This window comes from Streptomyces sp. SID8352 (assembly GCF_009862265.1).
Taxonomy (GTDB): Bacteria; Actinomycetota; Actinomycetes; order Streptomycetales; family Streptomycetaceae; genus Streptomyces.
Window position 1 is genome coordinate 131,925 of the sequence record NZ_WWGX01000038.1, and the last position, 23,794, is coordinate 155,718.

General features: G+C 74.3%; 20 protein-coding genes. 15 read left to right on the top strand and 5 right to left on the bottom strand.

Annotated features, from left to right (window positions below; translation table 11 throughout):
• Positions 1-88 precede the first annotated feature (88 nt).
• From GTY84_RS13495 to GTY84_RS13535, 9 genes are all read left to right on the top strand, one after another.
• Entirely contained in the window at positions 89-1,099 is a 1,011-nt protein-coding gene (locus tag GTY84_RS13495; protein ID WP_161226483.1) for an FKBP-type peptidyl-prolyl cis-trans isomerase, read from the top strand.
• 59 nt (positions 1,100-1,158) lie between these two features.
• Entirely contained in the window at positions 1,159-1,530 is a 372-nt protein-coding gene (locus tag GTY84_RS13500; protein WP_161226484.1) for an FKBP-type peptidyl-prolyl cis-trans isomerase, read from the top strand.
• A 123-nt stretch (positions 1,531-1,653) separates the two neighbouring features.
• The gene (locus GTY84_RS13505) at positions 1,654-2,607 is read left to right on the top strand and encodes a WYL domain-containing protein (protein ID WP_161226485.1); all 954 of its coding nucleotides are present in this window, start codon (positions 1,654-1,656) and stop codon (positions 2,605-2,607) included.
• A 17-nt stretch (positions 2,608-2,624) separates the two neighbouring features.
• Positions 2,625-3,767, top strand: a complete 1,143-nt coding sequence (locus GTY84_RS13510; protein WP_161226486.1) for a WYL domain-containing protein — start codon at positions 2,625-2,627, stop codon at positions 3,765-3,767.
• A 56-nt stretch (positions 3,768-3,823) separates the two neighbouring features.
• Entirely contained in the window at positions 3,824-4,057 is a 234-nt protein-coding gene (locus tag GTY84_RS13515; protein ID WP_161226532.1) for a hypothetical protein, read from the top strand.
• A 164-nt stretch (positions 4,058-4,221) separates the two neighbouring features.
• Positions 4,222-4,416 carry a hypothetical protein gene (locus GTY84_RS13520; protein WP_161226487.1) on the top strand — a complete coding sequence of 65 codons (195 nt, stop codon included), beginning with the start codon at positions 4,222-4,224 and terminating at the stop codon, positions 4,414-4,416.
• 318 nt (positions 4,417-4,734) lie between these two features.
• A complete protein-coding gene (gene tatA, locus GTY84_RS13525) occupies positions 4,735-5,016 on the top strand; it encodes a Sec-independent protein translocase subunit TatA (RefSeq protein ID WP_161226488.1) in 282 nt (93 codons plus the stop codon).
• A gap of 48 nt (positions 5,017-5,064) precedes the next feature.
• On the top strand, positions 5,065-6,012 hold the full coding sequence (gene tatC / locus GTY84_RS13530; protein WP_161226489.1) for a twin-arginine translocase subunit TatC: 948 nt from the start codon (positions 5,065-5,067) through the stop codon (positions 6,010-6,012).
• Between the two features lie 58 nt (positions 6,013-6,070).
• A complete protein-coding gene (locus GTY84_RS13535; RefSeq protein ID WP_161226490.1) occupies positions 6,071-8,923 on the top strand; it encodes a DEAD/DEAH box helicase in 2,853 nt (950 codons plus the stop codon).
• A 55-nt stretch (positions 8,924-8,978) separates the two neighbouring features.
• Here GTY84_RS13535 and GTY84_RS13540 read toward each other — a convergent pair whose 3' ends face one another.
• The 3 genes from GTY84_RS13540 to GTY84_RS13550 all read right to left on the bottom strand — a co-directional run bounded on the left by GTY84_RS13540 (position 8,979) and on the right by GTY84_RS13550 (position 12,482).
• Positions 8,979-9,947, bottom strand: a complete 969-nt coding sequence (locus GTY84_RS13540; RefSeq protein WP_161226491.1) for a pseudouridine synthase — start codon at positions 9,945-9,947, stop codon at positions 8,979-8,981.
• Positions 9,948-10,436: 489 nt separating this feature from the next.
• Positions 10,437-11,276: a siderophore-interacting protein gene (locus tag GTY84_RS13545; RefSeq protein WP_161226492.1), complete on the bottom strand. Its 840-nt coding sequence runs from the start codon at positions 11,274-11,276 to the stop codon at positions 10,437-10,439.
• 300 nt (positions 11,277-11,576) lie between these two features.
• Positions 11,577-12,482 (bottom strand): 5'-3' exonuclease, encoded by a 906-nt coding sequence (locus GTY84_RS13550; RefSeq protein ID WP_202551097.1) that lies wholly within the window; start codon positions 12,480-12,482, stop codon positions 11,577-11,579.
• Positions 12,483-12,674: 192 nt separating this feature from the next.
• Between GTY84_RS13550 and GTY84_RS13555 the strand changes: the two genes are divergently transcribed.
• The 4 genes from GTY84_RS13555 to GTY84_RS13570 all read left to right on the top strand — a co-directional run bounded on the left by GTY84_RS13555 (position 12,675) and on the right by GTY84_RS13570 (position 18,194).
• Positions 12,675-13,763, top strand: coding sequence for a glycine betaine/L-proline ABC transporter ATP-binding protein (locus tag GTY84_RS13555; protein WP_161226494.1), 1,089 nt, complete (start codon positions 12,675-12,677; stop codon positions 13,761-13,763).
• Entirely contained in the window at positions 13,756-16,374 is a 2,619-nt protein-coding gene (locus GTY84_RS13560) for an ABC transporter permease/substrate binding protein (RefSeq protein WP_161226495.1), read from the top strand. The genes GTY84_RS13555 and GTY84_RS13560 overlap by 8 nt, the downstream gene beginning before the upstream one ends.
• A gap of 528 nt (positions 16,375-16,902) precedes the next feature.
• The gene (locus tag GTY84_RS13565) at positions 16,903-17,472 is read left to right on the top strand and encodes an XRE family transcriptional regulator (RefSeq protein ID WP_161226496.1); all 570 of its coding nucleotides are present in this window, start codon (positions 16,903-16,905) and stop codon (positions 17,470-17,472) included.
• Positions 17,469-18,194, top strand: coding sequence for a helical backbone metal receptor (locus GTY84_RS13570; protein ID WP_161226497.1), 726 nt, complete (start codon positions 17,469-17,471; stop codon positions 18,192-18,194). Before GTY84_RS13565 ends, GTY84_RS13570 begins: the two co-directional genes overlap by 4 nt.
• On the opposite strand, the gene GTY84_RS13575 is transcribed toward GTY84_RS13570, so the two are convergent.
• A complete protein-coding gene (locus tag GTY84_RS13575) occupies positions 18,121-19,278 on the bottom strand; it encodes a TDT family transporter (protein WP_161226498.1) in 1,158 nt (385 codons plus the stop codon). The two genes, GTY84_RS13570 and GTY84_RS13575, sit on opposite strands and share 74 nt — an antisense overlap.
• A gap of 70 nt (positions 19,279-19,348) precedes the next feature.
• On the opposite strand from GTY84_RS13575, the gene GTY84_RS13580 reads away from it, so the two are divergent.
• Both GTY84_RS13580 and GTY84_RS13585 read left to right on the top strand, forming a co-directional pair.
• Positions 19,349-20,302, top strand: a complete 954-nt coding sequence (locus GTY84_RS13580) for a LysR family transcriptional regulator (protein WP_237532250.1) — start codon at positions 19,349-19,351, stop codon at positions 20,300-20,302.
• Between the two features lie 673 nt (positions 20,303-20,975).
• Positions 20,976-21,965 (top strand): DUF2510 domain-containing protein, encoded by a 990-nt coding sequence (locus GTY84_RS13585; protein ID WP_161226534.1) that lies wholly within the window; start codon positions 20,976-20,978, stop codon positions 21,963-21,965.
• A 10-nt stretch (positions 21,966-21,975) separates the two neighbouring features.
• Here GTY84_RS13585 and GTY84_RS13590 read toward each other — a convergent pair whose 3' ends face one another.
• Positions 21,976-23,178: an amino acid deaminase/aldolase gene (locus tag GTY84_RS13590; RefSeq protein WP_161226499.1), complete on the bottom strand. Its 1,203-nt coding sequence runs from the start codon at positions 23,176-23,178 to the stop codon at positions 21,976-21,978.
• Positions 23,179-23,794 lie beyond the last annotated feature (616 nt).

The following is a 23,794-nucleotide window of genomic DNA, read 5'->3' on the forward strand; positions in this document are numbered from 1 at the left end:
CCGTACGTTCCACGTACGGCGCCCGACTCACGCCGTAGAGTTTGCGCGCACCCCGACAGGCACACCGACCGATTACGAGGCCCCCACCGTGCGCCGACGCTCACTCCTCATCGCCGTTCCCGCCGGACTGGTCACGCTCGCCGCGTGCGGCGACGACTCGCCCGGTTCGACGAGCAGCAGCAGCGCCGCCGCCAGCGCGTCGCCCGACGCCTCGGCCGGCTCGGAACCCCCCGCCCCGAAGATCGTCGACGGTCCGCTGCCGGCGATCACGGCGGGCACCGGGTTCGACGAGAAGCCGACGGTCGCCAAGGGCAGCGGTGACCCCTCCGACCAGCTCGCCGTGAAGACGGTCATCGCCGGGAACGGGACCACGGTCGCGGAGAACGACTTCATCTCGGCCAACTACCTCGGCCAGATCTGGTCCGACGCGAAGGTGTTCGACAACTCGTACGACCGCAAGTCCCCCCTCGTCATCCAGCTCGCCAAGGGCGGCATCATCGACGGCTGGCGCTACGCGCTGACCGGGAAGAAGGCCGGCAGCCGCGTCCTCTTCTCCGTCCCGCCCACCTGGGGGTACGGCGAGGACGGCAACGCGCAGGCGGGCATCGAGGGCACCGACACGCTGGTCTTCGTGGTCGACATCCAGGACACCTACAACGCCCGCAGCTCCGCCAAGGGCAAGGCCGCCCCGCAGGACGACGCCGCGCTGCCCAAGGTCGGCACCAACACCGACGGCAGGGCCCCCTCCATCGAGGTCCCCAAGGGCGACGCGCCGAAGAAGCTCGTCGCCGACTACGTGCTGGAGGGCGACGGCGCCGAGGTCGCCGCCGAGGACAGCGTCCTCGTCCAGTACAAGGGCGTGGTCTGGGACGGCGGCAAGGAGTTCGACTCGACCTACGCCCGCAAGCAGCTCACCTCGTTCTCCCTGCAGCAGGTCGTCAAGGGCTGGTCGCAGGGGCTGACCGGCAAGAAGGTCGGCAGCCGGGTCCTCATCGTCATCCCGCCGGAGCTCGGCTACGGCGACAACCCGCCGCAGGGCAGCGACATCAAGAAGGGCGCCACGCTGGTCTTCTCCGTCGACATCCTCGCGAAGATGTGACCCTCCGGGGATGTAAGACTTGGCCGTTGCCTTTCCGCAGAACAAGCAGGAGCTGATACGTGAGCATCGACAAGCCCGAGATCGACTTCCCGGGCGGCGAGCCCCCGGCGGATCTTGAGATCAAGGACATCTGGGAGGGCGACGGCCCCGTCGCGCAGGCCGGGCAGAACGTGACCGTCCACTACGTGGGCGTGGCCTTCAGCACGGGCGAGGAGTTCGACGCGAGCTGGAACCGCGGCGCGCCGTTCCGCTTCCCGCTCGGCGGCGGCCGGGTCATCGCCGGCTGGGACCGGGGCGTGCAGGGCATGAAGGTCGGCGGACGCCGCCAGCTCACCATCCCGGCCCACCTCGCCTACGGCGACCAGAGCCCCACCCCGGCGATCAAGCCCGGTGAGACCCTGATCTTCGTGGTCGACCTGCTCGGAGTCTGATCAACGGGCGATCAGTACCGGTCATCGGGGTCCATGCCTGTCCGGGCATGGGCCCTCGGCTTTTGCCCCGCCACCCCGGGACGGTACGGTCACGGGTGAAGCACCACAGGGAGAAGGGCGTCGATGGCCATTGCCAAGGCCGAGCGGCTGATGAATCTGGCTCTGTGCCTGCTCGGGGCCCGGCGCCCCCTCAGTAAGCGCGAGCTGCGCGACTCCCTGGAGGCCTATCTGGAGGCCGCCTCCGACGACGCCTTCAACCGCATGTTCGAGCGGGACAAGGAGGACCTGCGGGAGCTGGGCATGGTGATCGAGACGGTCGAGGCCCTGGACGGCGAGACCGGCTACGTCGCCCGCAGCGACAGCAACCGGCTGCCCCCCATCACCCTGGACGCCGAGGAGGCCGCCGCCCTCGGCCTCGCCGCCAAGGTCTGGCAGCAGGCCCGCCTCGCCGGCGCCGCCAGCGGAGCCCTGCAGAAACTGCGCGCCGCCGGACTCCCGGAGGACGTCGACCCGTACGGGGCGCACGGCGCCCTGGAGCCCCGCATCCCCGTGCACGAGGCCGCCTTCGAGCCGCTGATGCTGGCCTGCCGCGACCGCCGCCCCGTCGCCTTCGACTACCGCAAGGCCAACGCGGCCCTCCCCGGCACCCGCACCGTCGAGCCCTGGGCCCTGGAGTGCTGGCGCGGCCACTGGTACCTGGCCGGATTCGACCGCGACCGGGGCGCCGAGCGGGTCTTCCGGCTGTCCCGGATCACCGGCAGGGTCCGCTCGCGCGGCGGCCGGTTCACCGCCCCGGTGCCCGACGCCGTCACGGTCCGCGAGACCGTCGCGAGCTGGGCGGGGGAGACCGCCGACCGCTCCGCGCGGATCCGGCTGCGCGCCGACGCTGGGTACCCGCTGCGGGCCCGCGCCACCGCCGTCCGGGAACTCGGGAACGGCTGGGACGAGTTGGAGATTCCGTACGGGCACGGACTGGACGCCTGGCTGGTCGAGTTCGGGCCGGACGTGGTGGTGCTGGAGCCCGCGGAGCTGCGCGCGGACGTGGTGGACCGGCTGCGCGCCGTCGCCAAGGGCTGAGGGGAAGCGGACAGACAGTGGCAGGCAAACCGGTCAGGCCCGCGAGCGCCATCGACCAGACCCGGCGGATGCTCTCCCTGGTGACCTATCTGCGCGAGCGCCCCGGCGCCCGGATCGAGGACGTGGCCCGCGCCTTCGGCATCACCGAGGACGAACTCGTCTCCGACCTGGACGTGCTGCCGATGTGCGGCACCAGCTTCCGCGGCGGCGACCTGCTCGACATCGACACCGACGGCGAGCGCATCTGGTGGCACAACCCGGCCGCCCTGGGCGCGGACGCCGCCGAGCCCCTGCGGCTCGCCGCCGACGAGGCCACCGCGCTGCTCGTCGCCGCCCGTGCCGTGGCGACGCTGCCCGGGCTGCGCGAGGGCGACCGCCAGGCGCTGCTGCGGGCCACCGCCAAGGTGGAGACGGCGGCGGGCGAGGCGGCCGGGGCCAGCTCCCGGCTGTCGGTGACCTTCGAGTCCGAGGGCGGTGTCTTCGCCGACGTCGACCGCGCCATCTCGGAGCGCCGCCGCCTCTGGATCCGCTACTACTCCCCGGCCCGCGACGAGCTGACCGAGCGTGAGATCGACCCCATCCGGCTGGTCAGCGTCGGCCACACCTATGTGGAGGCGTGGTGCCGCCGCTCCGAGGCGCGGCGCACCTTCCGGCTGGACCGGGTCGCGGAGATCCGGATCCTGGACGAGCCCGCCGCGCCGCCCGAGGTGGAGCTGCGGGACCTGTCGGAGGGACTGGTCCAGCCCGCCGCCGAGGACCCCGAGGTCGTCGTCGAGGTCGGCGCGGGCGGGCGCTGGGTCGCCGAGTACTACCCGCACGACAGCGCGGAGGAGCTGCCCGGCGGCGGGCTGCGGATCACCCTGCGCACCCCCGACCCGGCCTCGCTGCGGCGGCTCGCGCTGCGGCTCGGCCGCGACGGCCGGATCGTCTCGCCGCCCGAACTGGCCGCGAGCGCGGGCCGGGCCGCCCGCGAGGCGCTCGCCGCGTACGACGCCGAGGACCTCGCGGCGGGCGGACCGGACGGTGCGAACGGGACGCCCGGCGCGGCGGGTTCCGCCGCCGCGGCCCGCTCGGACGGCACGGACACCACGGCCCCCGCGGCCGAACCGGCGGCGCTCGGCGGCCGGGACGACAGCGACAGTCAGGAGCGAGGGCGTTGAACGAGTCGGTCGGGCCGACGGTCCAGGGCGTGACCGCGGCGTCCGCCTTCGCCGGGATGAGGGCCGTCGCCCCCGTCGTCTTCAAGGCGGGCTGCCCGGACTGCCGGGGCCGCTTCGAACTGGCGGCGGGCGCCCTGATGCTGGCCATCGGCGCCACCAGCCGCACCACCTTCTACTCCTTCACCTGCCCCGACTGCGGGGCCGCCGTCCGCAAGCCGGCCGGTGAGCGGATCGTGGAGCTGCTCACCGGCGGCGGGGTCCGGACCCTGCGGCTGCACTCCACCGTCTAGGTCCCGCCGCCGTGTCCGCGCCCCCGTCCGGGGGGTGGCCGTCGGGTGCGGACAGCGCCGTGGGAGGACGGGAAGGGGACGGGGGCTCCCGGGTGGACGGCGCGGACGTGGCGCGGTCGCCCCGGCGGACGGACCCCGGCCGCCGGGGCGCTAGGCTCGGGCCCATGTTCTGGCCGATGTTCGCGGTTGCCGTGGCTTTCCTGGGTCTCGCCGTCCTCGCGGTCCTCGCGGTGAAGGTGTTCGTGGAGACCCGGCGGCTCGGGGCGCAGGTGGCGGATTCGGCCCACCGGATCGGCCGCGCCGCGGAGGAGCTGGAGCGCACGGCACGGCACGCCGCCCGCTCCGCCGACGCCCTGTGACCTCCGCCTCCGACCGGTGAGCGGGCGCGCCTCTCCGGTCAGCGGACACCGCACCCGGCCCCGGGACGTGACGCGGCCGACGTCCCCGCGCCGCGGAACGGGCCGCTTCGCCCTGTCGTCGGGCGGGTCCCGGCAGGTACGCTGCTGGTCGCGGCACGGAAAACGAGGCCCGGCCGCGGACGGGAGTACGATCCCGGGGCATTGCCTGACGTTTACCCCGGAGCGCTACGATCGCTGCACAGCACAATGGGTCGGACATCTGTCCGACCGGTTCGGCAGCACCCCCACCCCAGCCGCCTCGGTGAGAAGGTAAAGATTATGTTCGGAAGGCTCGGCGCCCCCGAGATCATTCTCATCCTCGTCGTCATCGTCCTGCTGTTCGGCGCGAAGAAGCTTCCCGACATGGCACGGTCGCTCGGCAAGTCGGCGCGCATCCTCAAGAGCGAGGCCAAGGCCATGAAGGACGAGGGCAAGACCGAGGCCCCCGCCGACCCGCCGAACCCCGAGCAGTCCTCGTCGCAGCGCACCATCCAGGCCGCCCCCGGTGACGTGACCAGCTCCCGCCCGGTCACCGAGCCGACGGACACCACCAAGCGCTGACGCAGGGCCGGGTGATCACCGGTCCACCGCACGAGATGAGGACGTGGGTTGCTCAAGTCCGCCCGCTCAAGGGAGAAGGACCCCGAGGGGCGCATGCCCCTCATCGACCACCTTCGTGAGCTCCGGAACCGGCTCGCGAAGGCGCTGCTGGCCATCGTCGTCGTCACGATCGTCGCCGCCTTCTTCTACAACGAGATCATCAACTTCTTCACCGACCCGGTCCTCGAATCGGTCGGCTGCAAGGAGTCCTTCGCGGAACTCGCGAAGGACCCCGAGCACCAGCGCTGTGCGCAGATCACGATCAACGGTCTGCTCGGCCCCTTCACCCTGGCCCTCAAGGTCTCCCTGATGGCCGGCATCGTCCTCGCCTCGCCGGTCTGGCTGTACCAGCTCTGGGGATTCGTCGCGCCGGGCCTGCACGGGAACGAGAAGAAGTACGCCTACGCCTTCGTGGCCACCGGCGCCCCCCTCTTCTTCGCGGGCGCGTACTTCGCCTACGTGGTGCTGCCCACCACGGCCAAGGTGCTCATCGAGTTCACCCCGTTCGGCGTCAACAACCTTCTCCCGCTGGACGATCTGCTCAACCTCGTCACCCGCATGGTGGTCGTCTTCGGCCTCTCCTTCGAGCTGCCGCTGCTCCTGGTCATGCTCAACTTCGGCGGCGTGCTCACCGGCCGGCGGATGCTCGGCTGGTGGCGCGGCATGATCCTCGGCATCACGCTGTTCGCGGCCATCGCCACGCCGAGCACCGACCCGCTGACCATGATGTCGCTGGCGGCCCCGATCTGGATCCTCTACTTCGCCGCCGTGCTCGTCTCGATGCTCAACGACCGCAGGCGCCGCCGCCGCGACGACCAGGGGCCCTCCGACGACGAGGCCTCCGAGCTGGACCTCACGCCCGAGCCCCTGGACGACACCGACGCCGTCCGGCCGCCCCGCGCCCTGCCCCAGCAGCCGACCGCGGAGCGGGTCAACGGGTACGACGACGTGACCTGAGCCCCGCCGGGGCGGTGACACGCGCCCGTCACCGCCCCCGCCGGAGCCGATCCCGATATTGATCGTCACGTTGTCGGTGCGGCCCGGTACGCTCGAAAGCACGATGACAGAGGATCTCTCACCGGCCGAGCGGTACGCGGCAGCCCGCCTGCGGGCCGCCGAGCAGGCCACGGCGCTCGCCTCCTTCCGCGAGATGTACGACTTCGCCCTCGACCCGTTCCAGCTGGAGGCCTGCCAGGCCCTGGAGGCGGGCAAGGGAGTCCTGGTGGCCGCGCCCACCGGCTCCGGCAAGACGATCGTCGGCGAGTTCGCCGTCCACCTCGCCCTCCAGCAGGGCCGGAAGTGCTTCTACACGACGCCCATCAAGGCCCTGTCGAACCAGAAGTACTCCGACCTCTGCCGCCGCTACGGCGCGGAGCGGGTGGGCCTGCTCACCGGCGACAACAGCGTCAACTCGGACGCCCCCGTGGTCGTGATGACCACCGAGGTGCTGCGGAACATGCTGTACGCGGGCTCCCGGACCCTCCTCGGCCTCGGCCACGTCGTCATGGACGAGGTGCACTACCTCTCCGACCGCTTCCGGGGCGCCGTCTGGGAGGAAGTGATCATCCACCTCCCCGAGTCCGTCACCCTGGTGTCGCTCTCCGCGACCGTGTCCAACGCCGAGGAGTTCGGCGACTGGCTCGACACCGTGCGCGGCGACACCGAGGTCATCGTCTCCGAGCACCGGCCGGTGCCGCTGTTCCAGCACGTCCTGGCCGGGCGGCGGATGTACGACCTGTTCGAGGAGGGCGAGGGCCACAAGAAGGCCGTCAACCCCGACCTCACCCGCATGGCCCGGATGGAGGCCAGCCGCCCCTCCTACCAGGACCGTCGGCGCGGCCGGCACATGCGCGAGGCGGACCGCGAGCGCGAGCGCCGGCAGCGCTCCCGGATCTGGACGCCCAGCCGCCCCGAGGTCATCGAGCGGCTCGACGCCGAGGGCCTGCTGCCCGCGATCACCTTCATCTTCAGCCGGGCCGGCTGCGAGGCCGCCGTCCAGCAGTGCCTCTACGCCGGGCTGCGGCTCAACGACGAGGACGCCCGGGGGCGGGTGCGCGCCCTCGTAGAGGAGCGCACGGCCGGCATCCCGCCCGAGGACCTGCACGTCCTCGGCTACTACGAGTGGCTGGAGGGCCTGGAGCGCGGCATCGCTGCCCACCACGCGGGCATGCTCCCGACCTTCAAGGAGGTCGTGGAGGAGCTGTTCGTCCGCGGACTGGTCAAGGCCGTCTTCGCCACCGAGACCCTCGCCCTCGGCATCAACATGCCGGCCCGCTCGGTCGTGCTGGAGAAGCTCGTCAAGTGGAACGGCGAGCAGCACGCCGACATCACCCCCGGCGAGTACACCCAGCTCACCGGCCGGGCGGGACGGCGCGGCATCGACGTCGAGGGCCACGCCGTCGTCCTCTGGCAGCGGGGGACGAGCCCCGAGCACCTGGCCGGACTGGCCGGCACCCGCACCTATCCGCTGCGCTCCAGCTTCAAGCCGTCGTACAACATGGCGGTCAACCTCGTCGAGCAGTTCGGCCGGCACCGCTCCCGGGAGCTGCTGGAGACCTCGTTCGCCCAGTTCCAGGCGGACAAGTCGGTCGTCGGCATCTCCCGCCAGGTGCAGCGCAACGAGGAGGGGCTGGAGGGCTACCGGGCCTCCATGACCTGCCATCTCGGGGACTTCGAGGAGTACGCACGGCTGCGCCGCGAGCTGAAGGACCGCGAGACGGAGCTGGCCCGGGAGGGCGTGCAGCAGCGCCGCGCCGAGGCCGCCGTCGCGCTGGAGCGGCTCAAGCCCGGCGACGTCATCCACGTCCCCACCGGCAAGTACGCGGGGCTCGCCCTGGTGCTGGACCCCGGCCTGCCCGCCGGGCGCTCCAACGGGCACCGCGGCCTCGACCACCACGACGGGCCGCGCCCGCTGGTGCTGACCGCCGAGCGGCAGGTCAAGCGGCTGGCGTCGATGGACTTCCCGGTGCCGGTCGAGCCGCTGGAGCGGATGCGCATCCCGAAGTCCTTCAATCCGCGCTCCCCGCAGTCCCGCCGCGACCTCGCCTCCGCCCTGCGCACCAAGGCCGGGCACATCACCGCCGAGCGCCACCGCAAGAAGCGCTCCCCGGCCGCCGACGACCGCGAGATCGACCGGCTGCGCAAGGCCCTGCGCGCCCACCCGTGCCACGGCTGCGACGACCGCGAGGACCACGCCCGCTGGGCCGAGCGCTACCACCGGCTGCTGCGCGACACCACGCAGCTGGAGCGGCGCATCGAGGGGCGGACGAACACCATCGCCCGCACCTTCGACCGGATCGTCGCGCTGCTGACCGAGCTGGACTACCTGCGCGGTGACGAGGTCACCGAGCACGGCAAGCGGCTGGCCCGCCTCTACGGCGAGCTGGACCTGCTGGCCAGCGAGTGCCTGCGCGAGGGCGTCTGGGAGGGGCTGGCCCCGGCGGAGCTGGCCGCCTGCGTCTCGGCCCTGGTCTACGAGTCCCGGACGGCCGACGACGCGGTGGCGCCGAAGCTGCCCTCGGGCCGCGCCAGGGCCGCCCTCGGGGAGACGGTGCGGATCTGGGGGCGGCTGGACGCCCTGGAGGAGGAGTTCCGCATCCGGCAGACCGAGGGCGTGGGCCAGCGCGAGCCCGACCTCGGCTTCGCCTGGGCCGCCTACATGTGGACGTCCGGCAAGGGCCTGGACGAGGTGCTGCGCGAGGCGGAGATGCCGGCCGGTGACTTCGTGCGCTGGTGCAAGCAGGTCATCGACGTGCTCGGGCAGATCTCGGCCGCCGCGCCGGGCGAGGGCTCGACGGTGCCGAAGAACGCCCGCAAGGCGGTCGACGGGCTGCTGCGCGGGGTCGTGGCGTACTCGTCGGTGGGCTAGCGGTCGTCGGGCCGCCGCCCGCCCCGTCGGCGCGGTCCGGCGTGCCCGGCGCTGCCTACCGGCCCCCCGCCCAGTCGGCGTACGACTCCCAGGCCGTCAGGGTCCGCCCGCTGCGGAAGCGGTGCTCCCGTCCGGTCACCGGGTCGGTGAAGTCCAGCCCGCGCGCCAGGAGCTGGAGCGGGCGCCGGAAGTCACCGGGCGCCACCGGGTCCGTCACCTCGGGATAGAGCGGGTCACCGAGGATCGGCACGCCGAGCGTGCTCAGGTGCACCCGGAGCTGGTGGGTCTGCCCGGTGGCGGGCACCAGCCGGTAGCGCCCGAGCCCCGGGCCGCCGCCCGGCCGCGGGCGGTGTCCGGCCGCCTCGACGCGGGTGACCGCGTTCGGCTCGCCGTCGGTCTCCCGGGCCGCCAGGACGCCGCGCTCCTTCACGATGCGGCTGCGCACGGTGCGCGGGAGGACGAGGGCGGGGTCGTGGACGGCGACGGCCTCGTACTCCTTGCGCACCAGCCGGTCGCGGAACAGGCCCTGGTAGGCGCCGCGCTCCTCGGGCCGCACGGTGAACAGCACCAGTCCGGCGGTGAGGCGGTCCAGCCGGTGCGCGGCTCCCAGCGCGGGCAGCCCCAGCTCGGTGCGCAGCCTGGCCAGCGCGGTCTGCCTGACATGGCCGCCGCGCGGGGTGGTGGCCAGGAAATGCGGCTTGTCGGCGACGACGATGTGCTCGTCCCGGTACACGACCTCCACGGGGAACGGCACCGGCACCTCGGGCGGCGGATCCCGGTGGAACCACACGTACAGGCCGGGCCGGTAGGGCGCGTCCGGGGCCACGGGGCGGCCGTCCGCCGTGACGACCCCGCCCGCGTCGACCATCGCCCCGACCGAGCCGGCGGCGGCGCCGGACAGCCGCTCCACCAGGTGCTCGCGCACCGTGGCCCACGGGCCGTCGGCGGGCAGCCGCAGCCGCACCGGGTCCACCCCGTCGCGCTGCGGCAGGGGCGGTGGCGGGGGAGGGGTGCGGCGTCTCATCGGGGCCAGGGTACGAGGCGGGGCGGGCCGGTGCGCGGGGTGCCCGCTCGCGGCCGGGGCGCGGACCGGTCCCGGCGGGGGCGCGCGCCTTCGCCGGGCGGCCGGGCCGTTCCGGGGCGGGGGAAGGCCGGTGGGACTCCTGGCGGGGCCGGGTACGCCTGTGCCGAGGTGTGCCGGGGCGTGCCTGGGTGTGCCGGGACGTGCGGAACGGATCGGGCCGCGCGGAACCGGTTGGGCCGCGCGGAACCGGTTGGGCCGCGCGGAACCGGTCGGGCCGCGCCGGGCGGGCAGGCGCGACGCCGCGCCCGCCCGAGGGCACGGGCGCCGGGTGCCCTGGGAACAGGGCCCTGGCGCCCGTGCCGGGGTGCTGCCCGTACCGGGGTGCTGCCCGTGCGGAGGTATCGGCGGTGGTGTTCCGGGTCCCGCGTCCGGCGTGTGGTGCCGGGGAACCGGTGCCCGGGTCGGGCCACGGTGGCCGCGGGACGCGGGTCAGGCCGCGCGGGTCTCCTGCTCGGCCTCGACCCGGGCGTTCCAGTCCCGCTTCGACGCCTGCCAGCCGTCCTCGTTGTGGCCGAGGCGCCAGTAGCCGGAGATGGAGAGCGACTCGCGCGGAATGGCGCGCTCCACGCGGAGCAGCGCCCGCAGCTCCTTGACGCAGGCCGCCTCGCCGTGGACGAAGGCGTGCACCCGGCCCTCGGGGAAGTCCAGGGCGCGCACGGCCTCGACCAGGGCGCGGCCCACCGGCCGGTCGCCGCGGTGCAGCCAGACGACCTCGATGTCGGAGTCGATCTTCTGCTCCTCCTCGGGCCCCTCGACCTCCACGAAGGCGAAGGCGCGCGCACCGTCGGGCAGCGCCTCCAGGGAGCGGGCGATGGCGGGCAGCGCGCTCTCGTCCCCGGCGAACAGGTGCCAGTCGGCCTCCGGGTCGGGGGCGTAGGCGCCGCCGGGGCCCAGGAAGCGGACGGTCTCACCCGGCCGCACCCGCTGCGACCAGGGGCCGGCCAGGCCCTCGTCGCCGTGGATGACGAAGTCGAGGGTCATCTCGCGCAGCTCGGCGTCCCAGTGGCGCACGGTGTAGGTGCGGGTCACCGGCCACTGGTCGCGGGGCAGCTCCTCGCGGATGCGCTCCATGTCGAAGGGCTCCGGGTAGACGGCGCCCTCGGCGGGGAACAGCAGCTTCACGTAGTGGTCGGTGCAGGTGTCCGCCGGGAGGGCGGCGAGTTCCTCACCGCCCAGCACCACACGCTGCATGTGGGGCGTGAGCCGCTCGGTCCGTACCACCTGCGCGGTGTGGTGCCTGCGGGGCTTGCGTTCGGGACGGTCTGCCATGACGGCCTCCCTGCAACCAGAGTTAGGTTTACCTAAGTTAGCATTCCTCCCGCTCGGCGTGGCATGTGCCGGGTTTCCCCCGTGCGGAACCCGAAGCGCCGGCCGGGTCCGGGCGCCGTCCGCGCCACCGGCTCCGCCGCCCGGCCGGGGGGTGCGGACGTCCGGACCGGAGCGTGGACGGCACCCGGACCGGCATCGCCCTCCGGCCGGGAACCGCCGCGTCCGCCGGACCCCGGTCGTGGCTTCCCGGCCCGGTGCTCCCGCCCCGTGCGGCCGCGGGGCGCCCCCGGCCGGGGACCCTCAGCCGGTCAGCGTCGTCAGGAGCCGCTCCAGTGATCCGCCCAGTCCCCAGCGGGCCGCCAGCTCCTCCAGCGCCGCCGGGTCGCGCGGGGCGTGCGGCAGGGCGGTGTCCACGTCCGGCAGCGGCACGTCGTCGGCGACCCGGACCACCTTCGGGGCGACCGCGAGGTACGGCTCGGCCTCGGTGAGCCGCCGGCGCCGGGCGGGCGTGAGCTTCGCCGCCGGGTCAGCCGCGGCGGCGCGGATGCCGGCCAGGTCCCCGTACTCGGCCAGCAGTTTCGCCGCCGTCTTCTCGCCGATGCCGGGCACCCCGGGCAGCCCGTCGCTCGGGTCGCCGCGCAGCAGCGCCAGGTCCACGTAGCCGCGTCCGTCGACGCCGTACTTCTCGCGCAGCACCGACTCGTCGGTGAGCTGGAGCGTGCCGACGCCCTTGAGCGGATAGAGCACCCGCACCCCGCGGGCGTCGTCGACGAGCTGGTAGAGGTCCCGGTCGCCGGTGACGATGTCCACCGGGCCCCGGGCCTGCGCGGTGTAGGTGCCGATCACGTCGTCCGCCTCGTACTCCGGCACGCCGACCCGGGCGATGCCCAGCGCGTCCAGGACCGCCTCGATCACCGGCACCTGCGGCGTCAGGGTGTCCGGCACCTCCTCCTCGTCCGGGCCGCCCGGGCGCTCCTCGGCGACCCGGTGCGCCTTGTAGGACGGGATCAGCTCCACCCGCCAGCCGGGCCGCCAGTCGGCGTCCATGCAGGCGACGAGGCGGTCCGGCCGGTGGTCCCGGACCAGCCGGTCGATGAAGTCGAGCAGCCCGCGCACGGCGTTCACCGGCGTGCCGTCGGGGGCCCGCACGGAGTCCGGCACGCCGAAATAGGCGCGGAAGTAGAGGGAGGCGGTGTCGAGGAGCATCAGTCGTCCGGTCACGTCCCGATCATGCCGCAGTGCCCGCCCGGACGGCGGCGGACATGTGAAGCGGGTCACTCATGTGTTTGGGTCCGAATGATCCGGGCAGGCGCGCAGCCGGGCCGAATCATGGTTGATCGCTTCAACTGTTAGCAAGGCTTCGGACCCGCGTCCCTGTCCCCGAGTCAAGAGGTAAGCGTGTCAGCGAGACTAGAGGCCGAGCACCTGTACAAGGTGTTCGGGAGAAAACCGGACCAGGCGGTCGGACGACTGCGCGAGGGAGCCGACCGGGAGGAGCTGCGCGCCGACGGCACCACGGCCGCCGTCATCGACGCCTCCTTCACCGTGGAGCCCGGCGAGATCTTCGTGGTCATGGGACTGTCCGGGTCCGGCAAGTCGACGCTGCTGCGCATGCTCAACGGACTGCTGGAGCCGACCGCCGGGCGGGTCCGCTTCGGCGGCCAGGACCTCACCGAGATCGGTGAACGCGCCCTGCGCGAGGTCCGCTCCCGGCGGATCAGCATGGTCTTCCAGCACTTCGCCCTGTTCCCGCACCGCAGCGTCCGCGACAACGCCGCCTACGGCCTGGAGGTGCAGGGCGTGCCCCGCGCCGAGCGCGAACGCCGTGCCGACGAGGCGCTGGCCCTGTGCGGCCTGGCCGGCTGGGAGAAGTCCTGGCCCGACGAGCTGTCCGGCGGCATGCAGCAGCGCGTGGGCCTGGCCCGCGCCCTGGCCACCGACGCCGACCTGCTGCTGATGGACGAGTCCTTCAGCGCCCTCGACCCGCTGATCCGGCGCGACATGCAGGACCAGCTCATCGAGCTGCAGAAGAGCCTGAAGAAGACCATCGTCTTCATCACCCACGACCTCAACGAGGCCATGCGCCTGGGCGACCGCATCGCCGTCATGCGCGACGGCCGGATCGTGCAGCTCGGCACCGCCGAGGACATCCTGATCCGCCCCGCCAACGACTACGTCGCCTCCTTCATCCAGGACGTCGACCGCTCCCGGGTCCTCACCGCCGGGGCCGTCATGGACCGCGAACTGCGCGGCGACGAGGCCGACTGCGGCTGCGAGACGGCCACCACCGCCACCCCGTTCACCGAACTGTGCGCCATCAGCGCCCGCGTACCCCACGCCGTGGCGGTGCTCGACGGTGAGGGCACGCCGGTCGGCGTCGTGCGGCGGCAGCGGCTGGTCGGGTTCCTCGGCGACGAGCAGAACGGCCCCGGTGTCTGCGACACCCCGGGCGGGCAGGGCTCCGGGAAGGTGATGGCCCGTGCCTAGAATCCCCCTCGGCGACTGGGTCAACACCGCGGTCGACTGGCTGCTCGGCAACGTCTCCTGGCTCTTCACCTTCCTCAAGACCGTCTTCACCGGCGCCTACGACGGCATCAACGCCGTCCTCCAGGCCCCCGAACCGCTGCTGCTCGCCGGCATCTTCGCGGTGCTCGCCTTCTGGCTGCGCGGCGCCGTCGCCGGTGTCCTCTCCTTCCTCGGGTTCGCCTTCATCGACTCCATGGGGCTGTGGGAGGACTCCATGGTGACCCTGGCCCTGCTGCTGGTCGCCACGATCATCGCGCTGGCCGTCTCCGTACCGGTCGGCATCTGGGCGGCCCGCTCCGACCGGGTCAGCTCCCTCGTCCGGCCGGTGCTGGACCTCATGCAGACGCTGCCCGCGATGATCTACCTCATCCCGGCGATCCTGTTCTTCGGCACCGGCTCCGCGCCGGGCATCGTGGCCACCCTGATCTTCGCGCTCGCCCCCGGTGTGCGCATGACCGAGCTGGGCATCCGCCAGGTCGACAAGGACCTGGTCGAGGCCGCCGAGGCGTTCGGCACCAGCCCCCGCAACACCCTGCTGCGCGTCCAGCTCCCGCTGGCGCTGCCCACGGTGATGGCGGGCGTCAACCAGGTCATCATGCTCGGCCTGTCCATGGCCGCCATCGCCGGCATGGTCGGCACCGGCGGCCTCGGCGGCGCCGTGATGGAGTCCATCGGCCAGCTCAACGTCGGCCTCGGCACCGAGTCCGGCCTCGCCATCGTCATCCTCGCGATCTACCTCGACCGCATGACCAGTGCCCTCGGCACCCAGGTCTCGCCGCTCGGCCGACGTGCCGCGGCCAAGGCGCGGGCGGCCCAGGGCCTGAAGATCCGGTCCTACCGGCCCCGTCCGCAGGTCGCCGTGGTCGGCGTCGTGATCCTCGGCCTGGTCGCCGGCGGCATGGGCGTCTTCGGCGGCGGCGGCGGTGACGCCGAGGCCTCCACCTCCCGCGGCAACGTGGGACAGGGCAAGAAGGTCTCCATCGGCTACATCCCCTGGGACGAGGGCGTGGCCTCCACCTTCCTCTGGAAGGAGATCCTCGAACAGCGCGGCTTCCGCGTCGACGCCCGCCAGTTCGAGGCCGGACCGCTGTTCACCGCCCTCGCCCAGGGCACCGTCGACTTCCAGACCGACTCCTGGCTGCCCACCACCCATGAGCAGTACTGGAAGAAGTACGGCGACCGGCTCGACGACCTCGGCGCCTGGTACGACGAGACCTCCCTGGAGCTGAGCGTCCCCGCCTACATGGAGGACGTCGACTCGCTCGCCGACCTCAAGGGCAGGGCCGGCCTCTTCGACGGGAAGATCACCGGCATCGAGTCCAGCGCGGGCGAGATGCACCTGCTCAAGAGCAAGGTCCTCAAGGAGTACGGCCTCGACGGCGAGTACCGGGTCGTCGACAGCTCCACCCCGGCGATGCTGGCCGAGCTGAAGCGGGCCTACGCCAAGAAGGAGCCGATCGTCGTCACCCTGTGGTCCCCGCACTGGGCGTACAACGACTTCCGGCTCAAGAAGCTCAAGGACCCCAAGGGCGCCTGGGGCGAGGGCGACGGCGTGCACACCCTGGCCCGCAAGGGCTTCGCCGGTGACAACCCCGTCGTCGCCGACTGGCTGAAGGACTTCTCCCTCACCGAGAAGCAGCTCACCAGCCTGGAGGCGGAGATCAACAAGGCCGCCAAGGGCAAGCAGCAGGACGCCGTGCGCACCTGGCTCGGGCAGCACCCCGGTCTGGTGGACGAACTGGCCCCGGTCGGCGACGGCTCCGGCGACACCCCGGCCGAGGCCGAGCGCACGCTGGACATCGCCTGGTTCCCCTGGGACGAGGACGTGGCCGTCACCCACCTCTGGAAGAACGTCCTGGAGCGGCGCGGCTACAAGCTGAACCTGAAGCAGATGGACGTCGGTCCCGTCTACACCGGGCTGGCCTCCGGCGACCTCGACCTCAACTTCGACGCCTGGCTCCCGCACGCGCAGAAGAACTACTGGGACAAGAACAAGGACAAGCTCACCGACCTGGGCACCTGGTACGAGCCGACCTCCCTGGAGATCGCCGTCCCGTCCTACGTCAAGGACGTCAGGTCCCTGGAGGACCTGAAGGGCAAGTCCGGTCTCTTCAAGGGCAGGATCATCGGCATCGAGCCGGGCACCGGCGAGATGGACCTGCTCAAGAGCGACGTCCTGCCCGGCTACGGCCTGGACAAGGAGTACAAGGTCGTCGACGGCTCCACCCCGGCGATGCTGGCCGAGCTGAAGCGGGCCTACGCCAAGAAGGAGCCGGTCGCGGTGGTCCTCTGGTCGCCGCACTGGGCCTACAGCGAGTACGAGCTGACCAAGCTGGCCGACCCGAAGAAGACCTTCGGGGAGGGCAACACCATCCGCACCATCGCCAGCAAGAAGTTCCCCTCCCAGTACCCCGTGCTCACCGAGTGGATCAAGAACTTCCGGATGAGCGAGGACGAGCTGGGCAGCCTGGAGGCCGAGATCAAGAACCGCGGCCAGGGCCAGGAGCGGCAGGCCGTCGCGGCCTGGCTGGAGGAGCACCCGGACATGGTCGGCCGGATGACCCCCCGGTAGACCGAGCACCGACCCGCCGCCCGAGGGGCGGGCCCGCCCGCGCCCCACGGCGCGCGGCCGGGCCCGCCCCTCGGCCGTACTCCTCGACGGTGCCCCGTGCCCGTGCCCCTCGGCCCCGTCCCGTGCCCGCCGCCATCGGCGCCCCGCGCCCGTCGCCGTCCTCGGCGCTCCGCGCCCGCCGCCGTCATCGGCGCCCCCTGCCCGGGGGACCGATCCGGACAACCACGGAGCGCTACGCTCCGCCGGTCGCTCCGCGGCGGGACCGGGCCCGGCCGGGCGGGAACACCCGGGAACACGGGGGACCGTCCAGGCCCCGGACCCGGGGGTACCCGGCCGAGGGGGCGCGGACCGCCTCCGGCGTGGCGGGAACCGCGGGGGTCCGGCCCGCCGCGAACCGGCCCCGATGCGCAGGCCGCGTGAAACGGTCCGGCGAAGATGCGTAGGGTGCAGGGAACGCGCGGGGCACCGGACGCCCCGAGGACGCGGTACGGGGCCAGTACGGTGGCGGTGGAGGAGGGAGCCGGAGCCATGGGCGACCACAAGGATCAGCCCCTTCGGGTGGGCGCGGCCGTACGGCGCCGGCGCCGGGGCCTGGAGCTCACCCTCGCCGTCGTCGCCGAGCGCAGCGGCCTGTCGGTGCCCTTCCTGAGCCAGATCGAGAACGACCGGGCGCGGCCCAGCCGCACCTCCCTGGAGAAGGTGGCCGACGCCCTGCGCACCACCGCCGTGGAACTGCTCGCCGCCGCCGACCCCGCGCGCAGCGTCGACGTGGTCCGCGCCGAGGACCCCGATCCGGGGCATGCCCCCCGGGTGCGGTCCCTGGTGCGCGGACACCACCAGATGCACGCCTCCGAGTTCACCGGCGACCACGACGCGGGCCGCGAGCTGCTCAGCCGCAACGACCAGCTCATGTTCGTCACCGAGGGCGCCGTGGAGATCGAGGCCGAGGGCCGCGCCTACCGGCTCGGCCGCGGCGACACCCTGTACCTGACCGGAGGGGTGCGGCACCGCTGGCGGGCCACCGTGCCCGACACCCGGCTGCTGGTGGTGGCCGTCTCCGAGCACATCGAGGCGGTACCGGACCGCCCCCAGGCATGAGGGTCGTCTCCCTGGTGCCGTCGCTGACCGAGGCCGTGGCCCGGACGCTGCCCGGGACCCTGGTCGGCGCCACCGACTGGTGCACCCACCCGGCCGGACTCGACGTCGTCCGGATCGGTGGCACCAAGAACCCGGACACGGCCCGGATCACCGCCCTCGCCCCCGACCTCGTGATCGCCAACGAGGAGGAGAACCGCGCCCCCGACATCGCCGCCCTCCGAGCCGCGGGCCTCCCGGTCCTGGTCACCGACGTGCGCACGGTCCCGGAGGGTATCGCCGAACTCGACCGGGTCCTCACCGCCTGCGGCGCCCGCTCCCGCCCCCGCTGGCTGGACGACGCGGAGGCCGTCTGGTCCGCCCCGGCCCTCCCCGGCCCGGGCGGCCGCGTCACCGCCGTGGTGCCGGTCTGGCGCCGCCCCTGGATGGTCCTGGGCCGCGACACCTTCGCCGGTGACCTGCTCGCCCGGCTCGGCGTCGCCAACCTCCACGCCGGCCACGCCGAGCGCTACCCGAGGATCCCGCTCGCCGAGCTGCGGGCCGCCGGCCCGGATCTCGTGGTCCTCCCCGACGAGCCCTACCGCTTCACCGCCGACGACGGCCCCGAGGCGTTCCCCGGGCTGCCCTGCGCCCTCGTCGACGGCCGGTGCCTCACGTGGTACGGGCCGTCGCTGGCCGAAGCGCCCCGGCGGCTGGCCGCGGCCCTGCGAGCAGCGCGCCGCTGACCAGCCCCCGCGCCGTGCGGACGGCGGCGACGGCCCAGGCGGCGACCAGGAGCGCGAACAGGGCGGCCGCCAGCGCCCCGTAGACCGCCAGCCCGGTGCGCTGGGCCAGCGCCTCGGCACCGGTCACACAGGTGCCCACCGGGAAGGTGAACGACCACCACGTCATCGAGAAGCCCATGCCCCGCCGCCGGGCCCGGACCACGTGCGCGCCCGCCAGGCACAGCCACATCAGCGCGAAGCCCATCACCGGCACTCCGTACAGCACGGCCAGCACCCCGAAGCCCGTCGCGTACGGAGCGGACACGACCCCGGGCGCCGCGTCCGCGAAGCGTCCCGCGGCCGTGGTCGACTGCCCGAGCGGCCCCAGCACCAGGAACAGCGACGGGGTCAGCGCCAGCGGCAGCGGTCCGCCGGTGAGCAGCCGCCCGAAGACCACCGGCAGCGTCACCAGGGTGGCGAGCAGGCTCAGCCCGAACATCGCGACACAGGCCAGCAGCAGTGTCGCCCGGGGCTGTCCCGCCGGGAGGTGGGGGACCAGGGCGGGCCCCACGGCCGCCGAGACCATCGGTGCCACCAGCGGCAGCAGCCACACCGGGCTCGCCTGCCCCGGCTCGATCCGGTGCCGCACGGCCATCAGATACGGGACGGCCACCGCCGCCGCGAGCCCGACGGCGGTACCGGCGGTGAACAGCACCGCGTCCAGGGCCACCGCCGCCGGCAGCCCGATCCAGTCCCGGCCGACCGCCAGGGTGCCCCCGCCGACCGCCAGCAGCGCCATCGACAGGCAGCCGTAGAACGGGGCCGCCCCGGGGTCGAGGAGATGCGCGCGCGCCCGGTCCCCGTGGTGGCGCCAGTGCAGCGACCGGGCGGCCAGCAGCACCACCAGCATGACCAGCGACAGCGCCCACAGCGACGTGCACAGGACCCGCAGGCCCGGCACCCGCCAGGGGAGCCCGGCGCCCGCCGTGCCGACGATGGAGGTGCCCATGACGCACGCGTACCAGTTGGGCCCCAGATGGCGCACCGCCGGGGCCCGGGGGACCGGGGCCGGGCGGACGGGCTGGGGCGGAGCTGCGGTGACCATGACTCCACCGTCGCCGCGGCCGGAGCCGCTGACCAGGGACCACGCCCCTATGAGGGCATAAGCTGACGTTATGAGCAGGAGTGTGAAGGACGGCCGGGAGGGCGGACAGGACGGTCCGCAACGGCACGCGCCGGGTTCGCTGGCGCACCGGGTACCGGACCTCGGGGCCCTGGAACTGCTGCTGGCGGTGGCCCGCCTGGGCAGCCTCGGCGGGGCCGCGCGCGAGCTGGGCGTCACCCAGCCCGCCGCCAGCAGCCGGATCCGTTCCATGGAGCGCCAGCTCGGCGTGGCCCTGGTGGACCGCTCGCCGCGCGGGTCCCGGCTCACCGACGCCGGTGCGCTGGTCACCGACTGGGCCCGCCGGATCGTGGAGGCCGCCGAGGCCTTCGACGCGGGGGCGCAGGCGCTGCGGGACCGACGGGACTCGCGGCTGCGGGTCGCGGCGAGCATGACCATCGCCGAGTACCTGCTGCCGGGGTGGCTGGTCGCGCTGCGCGCCCAGCTCCCGGACACGGCGGTGTCGCTGCACGCGGGGAACTCCGCGACGGTCGTGGAGCGGCTGCTGACCGGCGAGGCCGACCTCGGGTTCGTGGAGGGGGTGAGCGTCGCGCCCGGACTGGACTCCGTGGTCATCGCCCACGACCGGCTGATCGTGGTGACCGCCCCCGGCCACCCCTGGGCACGCCGTCGGCGCCCGCTCGGCGCCGGGGAACTGGCGGCCACCCCGCTGATCCTGCGGGAGAAGGGCTCGGGCACCCGCCAGGTCCTGGACACCGCTCTCGGGGGACTGGCCAGACCCCTGATCGAGCTGTCCTCCACCACCGCGGTCAAGGCGGCGGCCGTCGGTGGCGCGGGTCCCGCCGTCCTGAGCGAACTGGCCGTCGGCGAGGAACTCGCCATGCGCCGCCTGGTGCGGGTCCCCGTCGCGGACATCGCCCTCGCCCGCGACCTCCGGGCCGTCTGGCCCACGGGCCACCGTCCCACCGGCCCGGCCCGGCAACTCCTGTCGCTGACGCGGGCGTAGGGGCGGGACGGGACGGGGGCTGCCGGGGGTGGTCCGTCCGGTCCGGCGCGGCTTCGGGTTCGGGGCGAGGCCACTCAGGGAGCGGCGCGGCTTGGGCTCGGGGCGCCGACCACCCAGGGGGCGGGCGGCTCCGGCGGGCCGCGGGGCGGGCCCGGGCCGACGGCCGGGCCGGTGGGCCGGTCGTGCGGAGGGGGCGCCCGCGGACGCGGGCAGGAGTCCGTGGCCGACGCCGGAGGCGGGTCGGGCCGGGGGTCGGGCCGCCGTCGGACGCGGGCGCCCGTGCCCACTCGGCGCCCGGCCCGTCGAGCACCGGGGGGTGATGACGCCTCCACCGCTGCGGCGCTGCCGCCGAACCCGGGGACGTACCGGCCCCGGGTGTACGGGGCCCGGGTGTACGGGCCCGGGGTGCACGGGGCTCGGCACGGGGCTCGGCACGGGGCCGCGGGGCCCGTCGGGCCCGGCGTGCCGGACCGGAGGGCGCGGTCCCGGCGCGACCGGTGGGGCGCCATGACGTACGGCTCAACCAGCCCGTCCCGCAAGGATGTTGGCGCATGCCGAGTGCGTTCAGGGTGCGTTCCGGGTGCGTTCCGCGAAGGGTTGGCGCGAACCCGCGCGGGTCCGGGGCATACCGCTGCGGCCGCTCCGGGCGCCGCCCTACAGTGCCGGGATGAGCATGACGCCCCCGCCCGGCTGGTACCCCGACCCCACGGCCCCGCACCGGGAGCGCTGGTGGGACGGCGCGGCCTGGACCGGGCACCACCGCGACCCCGGGACCTTCGGACCGCCGCCCGCCCCGGCCGCGCCCCCGGACCCCGGCGGCCCCGGGCGGGGAGGCGGTGACGCCACCGGCCGGGCCCGGGCCGTCGCCGTCGCGGTCACCGCCGCCGCGGTCGTCACCGCCGTCGTGGTCACGGCCGTCGTCCTCCTCGACCGCGATGGAGCCTCCGGCGCCTCCGACGACGGGAGCACGCCCCGCTCCGCCCCCGCCGCCACCGGCTCCCCGGCGGGTGAACCGCCCGCGCCCCCGCCGTCCCGCACCGCCCCCGGCGCCGAGGACCCGACTGCCGCCGAGGACCCGACCGTCGTCGAGGACCCGACCGTCGTCGAGGACCAGCTCAACGGCATCACCTTCCCGCTGCCGCAGGGCTGGACCCGGCCCCGGTACACCGCCCGGGACGACGTCATGATGACCACCGACGGCACCTACGACTGCCCCGGCGACAGCGGCGTCTGCCACCACGGCCTCGTCATCTCCCGCACCGTCACCGCCCATGCCGAGGCCACCCCGGAGGAGCTCGCGCTGGAGGACATCCAGGAGGCGGCCGACGACGCCTACGACGAGGACCTGATCGGCCGGAAGCCCTACGGCGGCATCGTCTCCCACCGGGTCGTCGGCTCCGGCCAGGTCGCGGTCGCCGGACGCGCCGGGTACTACGTGCGCTGGCGGGTGACCACGGCCGAGGGCCCCGGCGGCTATGTGCAGTCGACGGTCTTCCCCTCGACCGTCGGCACCGGATCCCCCGTCCTCGTCCGCTACGTCTTCGACGCCGGGGAGGACGGACCGCCGCCGGCCGGGATGGACCGCATCACCAGGGGCATCCGTCCCATCGGCGACGCGGCCACCGGTGGCGGGGTCGGAAGCGGTATCGACCGCCCCCGGTGACCGCCGCGTCCTACAGGAAGGCCCGGCCCTCGCCCCGGTAGGTCGGCACGGCCGCCGTCACCCGGTCCCCCTCCACCAGGTGCAGGGTGTCGAACCGCTCGCACAGCTCGCCGGCCTTGGCGTGCCGGAACCACACCCGGTCCCCGATCAGCAGGTCGTCGGCGGGGGAGCCGAGCAGCGGCGTCTGCACCTCACCCGCTCCCTCCAGCGGGTCGAGGCGCAGCCCCGGCGGCAGGTACGGCACCGGCGACCGGTCCGGCCCGGCGGCCCCGGAGGCCGGGTAGCCGCCGCCCAGCACCGTCACCGCCCCCACCCCCGGTCTGCGCACCACCGGCTGTGCGAACAGCGCCGCCGGACGGCCGGAGAACGACGTGTAGTCGTCGAACAGCCGCGGCACGTACAGCCCCGACCCGGCGGCGACCTCCGTCACCGCCTCCTCGGCCGCCGTGTGCTGCACACTGCCCGTTCCGCCCCCGTTGACGAACTCCAGGTCCGGCACGACCGCCCGCACCGCGCGCACCGCCGCCGCGCGCCGCACCGCCAGCTCCCGCCGGGCGGCGGCCTGCATCAGCCGCACCCCCTGCGACCGCAGCGGCCTTCCCGCCACCGCGTCCCCCACACCGGCCACATGGCCCTCGTACGCCATGAGCCCGACGACCCGGAAGCCCGGCCGCCGGGCCACCGCCCGGGCCAGCTCCGCGAGCTGCGCGGGGGAGTGCAGCGGGGAGCGGCGGGCGCCGATCCGCAGCCGGCCGCCCAGCAGCCGCAGCGAGGTGTCCAACTCCAGGCAGACCCGCACCACTTCACGTCCTTCGCCGCGCGCCCCGTCGATCAGCGCGAGCTGCGCGGGATCGTCGACCATCACCGTCACCGCGGCGGCCAGCGCCGGATCGGAGGTCAGTTCGGCGAAACCGGCGCGGTCCGTCGAGGGGTAGGCGAGCAGCACGTCCCCGATCCCCGAGCGGGCCAGCCAGAGCGACTCGGCGAGTGTGAAGGACATGACGCCCGCGAAGCCGTCCCGGGCCAGGATCCGTTCGATCAGCGCCCGGCAGCGCAGCGACTTGGTGGCGACCCGGACCGGCTTCCCGCCGGCCCGGCGGACCAGATCCGCCGCGTTGGCGTCGAAGGCCTCCAGGTCCACGATCGCCACGGGTGCGTCGAGGTGGGAGGTGGCCCGGTCGTAACGGGCCCGGTCGGCGGCGCGCGTGCTCATGGGCGCAGCCTGCCAGACGGGGCTACCGGAGGGTAGGGGGATGTTCCGGGCCAATGCCACGGGCGCGCGGACTGGTTCCCCCGGGCGCCGGGGCACGCCGTAGAGTGACGCGCACGCGCGGCGGAACGGCCCCGGGCGGGGTTCTCCCGGGAATCCGCGCCGGGATGACGGTCCGTCGGCGCGGGTATGCGTGCCCGGGACGGCCAGTCCGCGCCGGGCCGGGGTGGTGGAGCAGCGGCCCGCGCCGGAGACGGCCGGGCCCGGGGAAACGGGGGGTGCATGACCACCGACGCGCGCCGCACCGCCTTCCCGCCACGCGCGAACACCACCACCCCTCCGCCGCCCGCGGCGTCCCCCGCCTCCGGTGCCGCGTCCCTGCCGGGTGCCGCCGTCGGCGGCCTGCCGACAGGGCCGGGCGGCTGCCCCGACGCGGGTGCGGGAGGGGAGCGGGTCCCGGGTTCCGGGTCTTCGCCGTGCTCCGGGGCGTCCTCCGCGGCGCCCTCCGGGGCCGGTGCTCCGGCGCCGTCGGACGGCCCGGTTGCCGGCGGGCCCGCGGGCCCGGACGGCCGCGCGGTTCCCGGGGCCGCGACGGAAGGGGCCTGCGGGCGTCCCGCCG

Excerpts from the sequence above, each read along its gene's own strand:
- GTY84_RS13570 (WP_161226497.1), top strand. The coding sequence starts at position 17,469 with ATGAGGGTCGTCTCCCTGGTGCCGTCGCTGACCGAGGCCGTGGCCCGG.
- GTY84_RS13545 (WP_161226492.1), bottom strand. The coding sequence starts at position 11,276 with ATGGCAGACCGTCCCGAACGCAAGCCCCGCAGGCACCACACCGCGCAG.
- GTY84_RS13565 (WP_161226496.1), top strand. The coding sequence starts at position 16,903 with ATGGGCGACCACAAGGATCAGCCCCTTCGGGTGGGCGCGGCCGTACGG.
- GTY84_RS13575 (WP_161226498.1), bottom strand. The coding sequence starts at position 19,278 with ATGGTCACCGCAGCTCCGCCCCAGCCCGTCCGCCCGGCCCCGGTCCCC.
- GTY84_RS13590 (WP_161226499.1), bottom strand. The coding sequence starts at position 23,178 with ATGAGCACGCGCGCCGCCGACCGGGCCCGTTACGACCGGGCCACCTCC.
- GTY84_RS13505 (WP_161226485.1), top strand. The coding sequence starts at position 1,654 with ATGGCCATTGCCAAGGCCGAGCGGCTGATGAATCTGGCTCTGTGCCTG.
- tatA (WP_161226488.1), top strand. The coding sequence starts at position 4,735 with ATGTTCGGAAGGCTCGGCGCCCCCGAGATCATTCTCATCCTCGTCGTC.
- GTY84_RS13520 (WP_161226487.1), top strand. The coding sequence starts at position 4,222 with ATGTTCTGGCCGATGTTCGCGGTTGCCGTGGCTTTCCTGGGTCTCGCC.
- GTY84_RS13515 (WP_161226532.1), top strand. The coding sequence starts at position 3,824 with ATGAGGGCCGTCGCCCCCGTCGTCTTCAAGGCGGGCTGCCCGGACTGC.
- GTY84_RS13585 (WP_161226534.1), top strand. The coding sequence starts at position 20,976 with ATGACGCCCCCGCCCGGCTGGTACCCCGACCCCACGGCCCCGCACCGG.
- GTY84_RS13550 (WP_202551097.1), bottom strand. The coding sequence starts at position 12,482 with ATGCTCCTCGACACCGCCTCCCTCTACTTCCGCGCCTATTTCGGCGTG.
- GTY84_RS13540 (WP_161226491.1), bottom strand. The coding sequence starts at position 9,947 with ATGAGACGCCGCACCCCTCCCCCGCCACCGCCCCTGCCGCAGCGCGAC.
- GTY84_RS13580 (WP_237532250.1), top strand. The coding sequence starts at position 19,349 with ATGAGCAGGAGTGTGAAGGACGGCCGGGAGGGCGGACAGGACGGTCCG.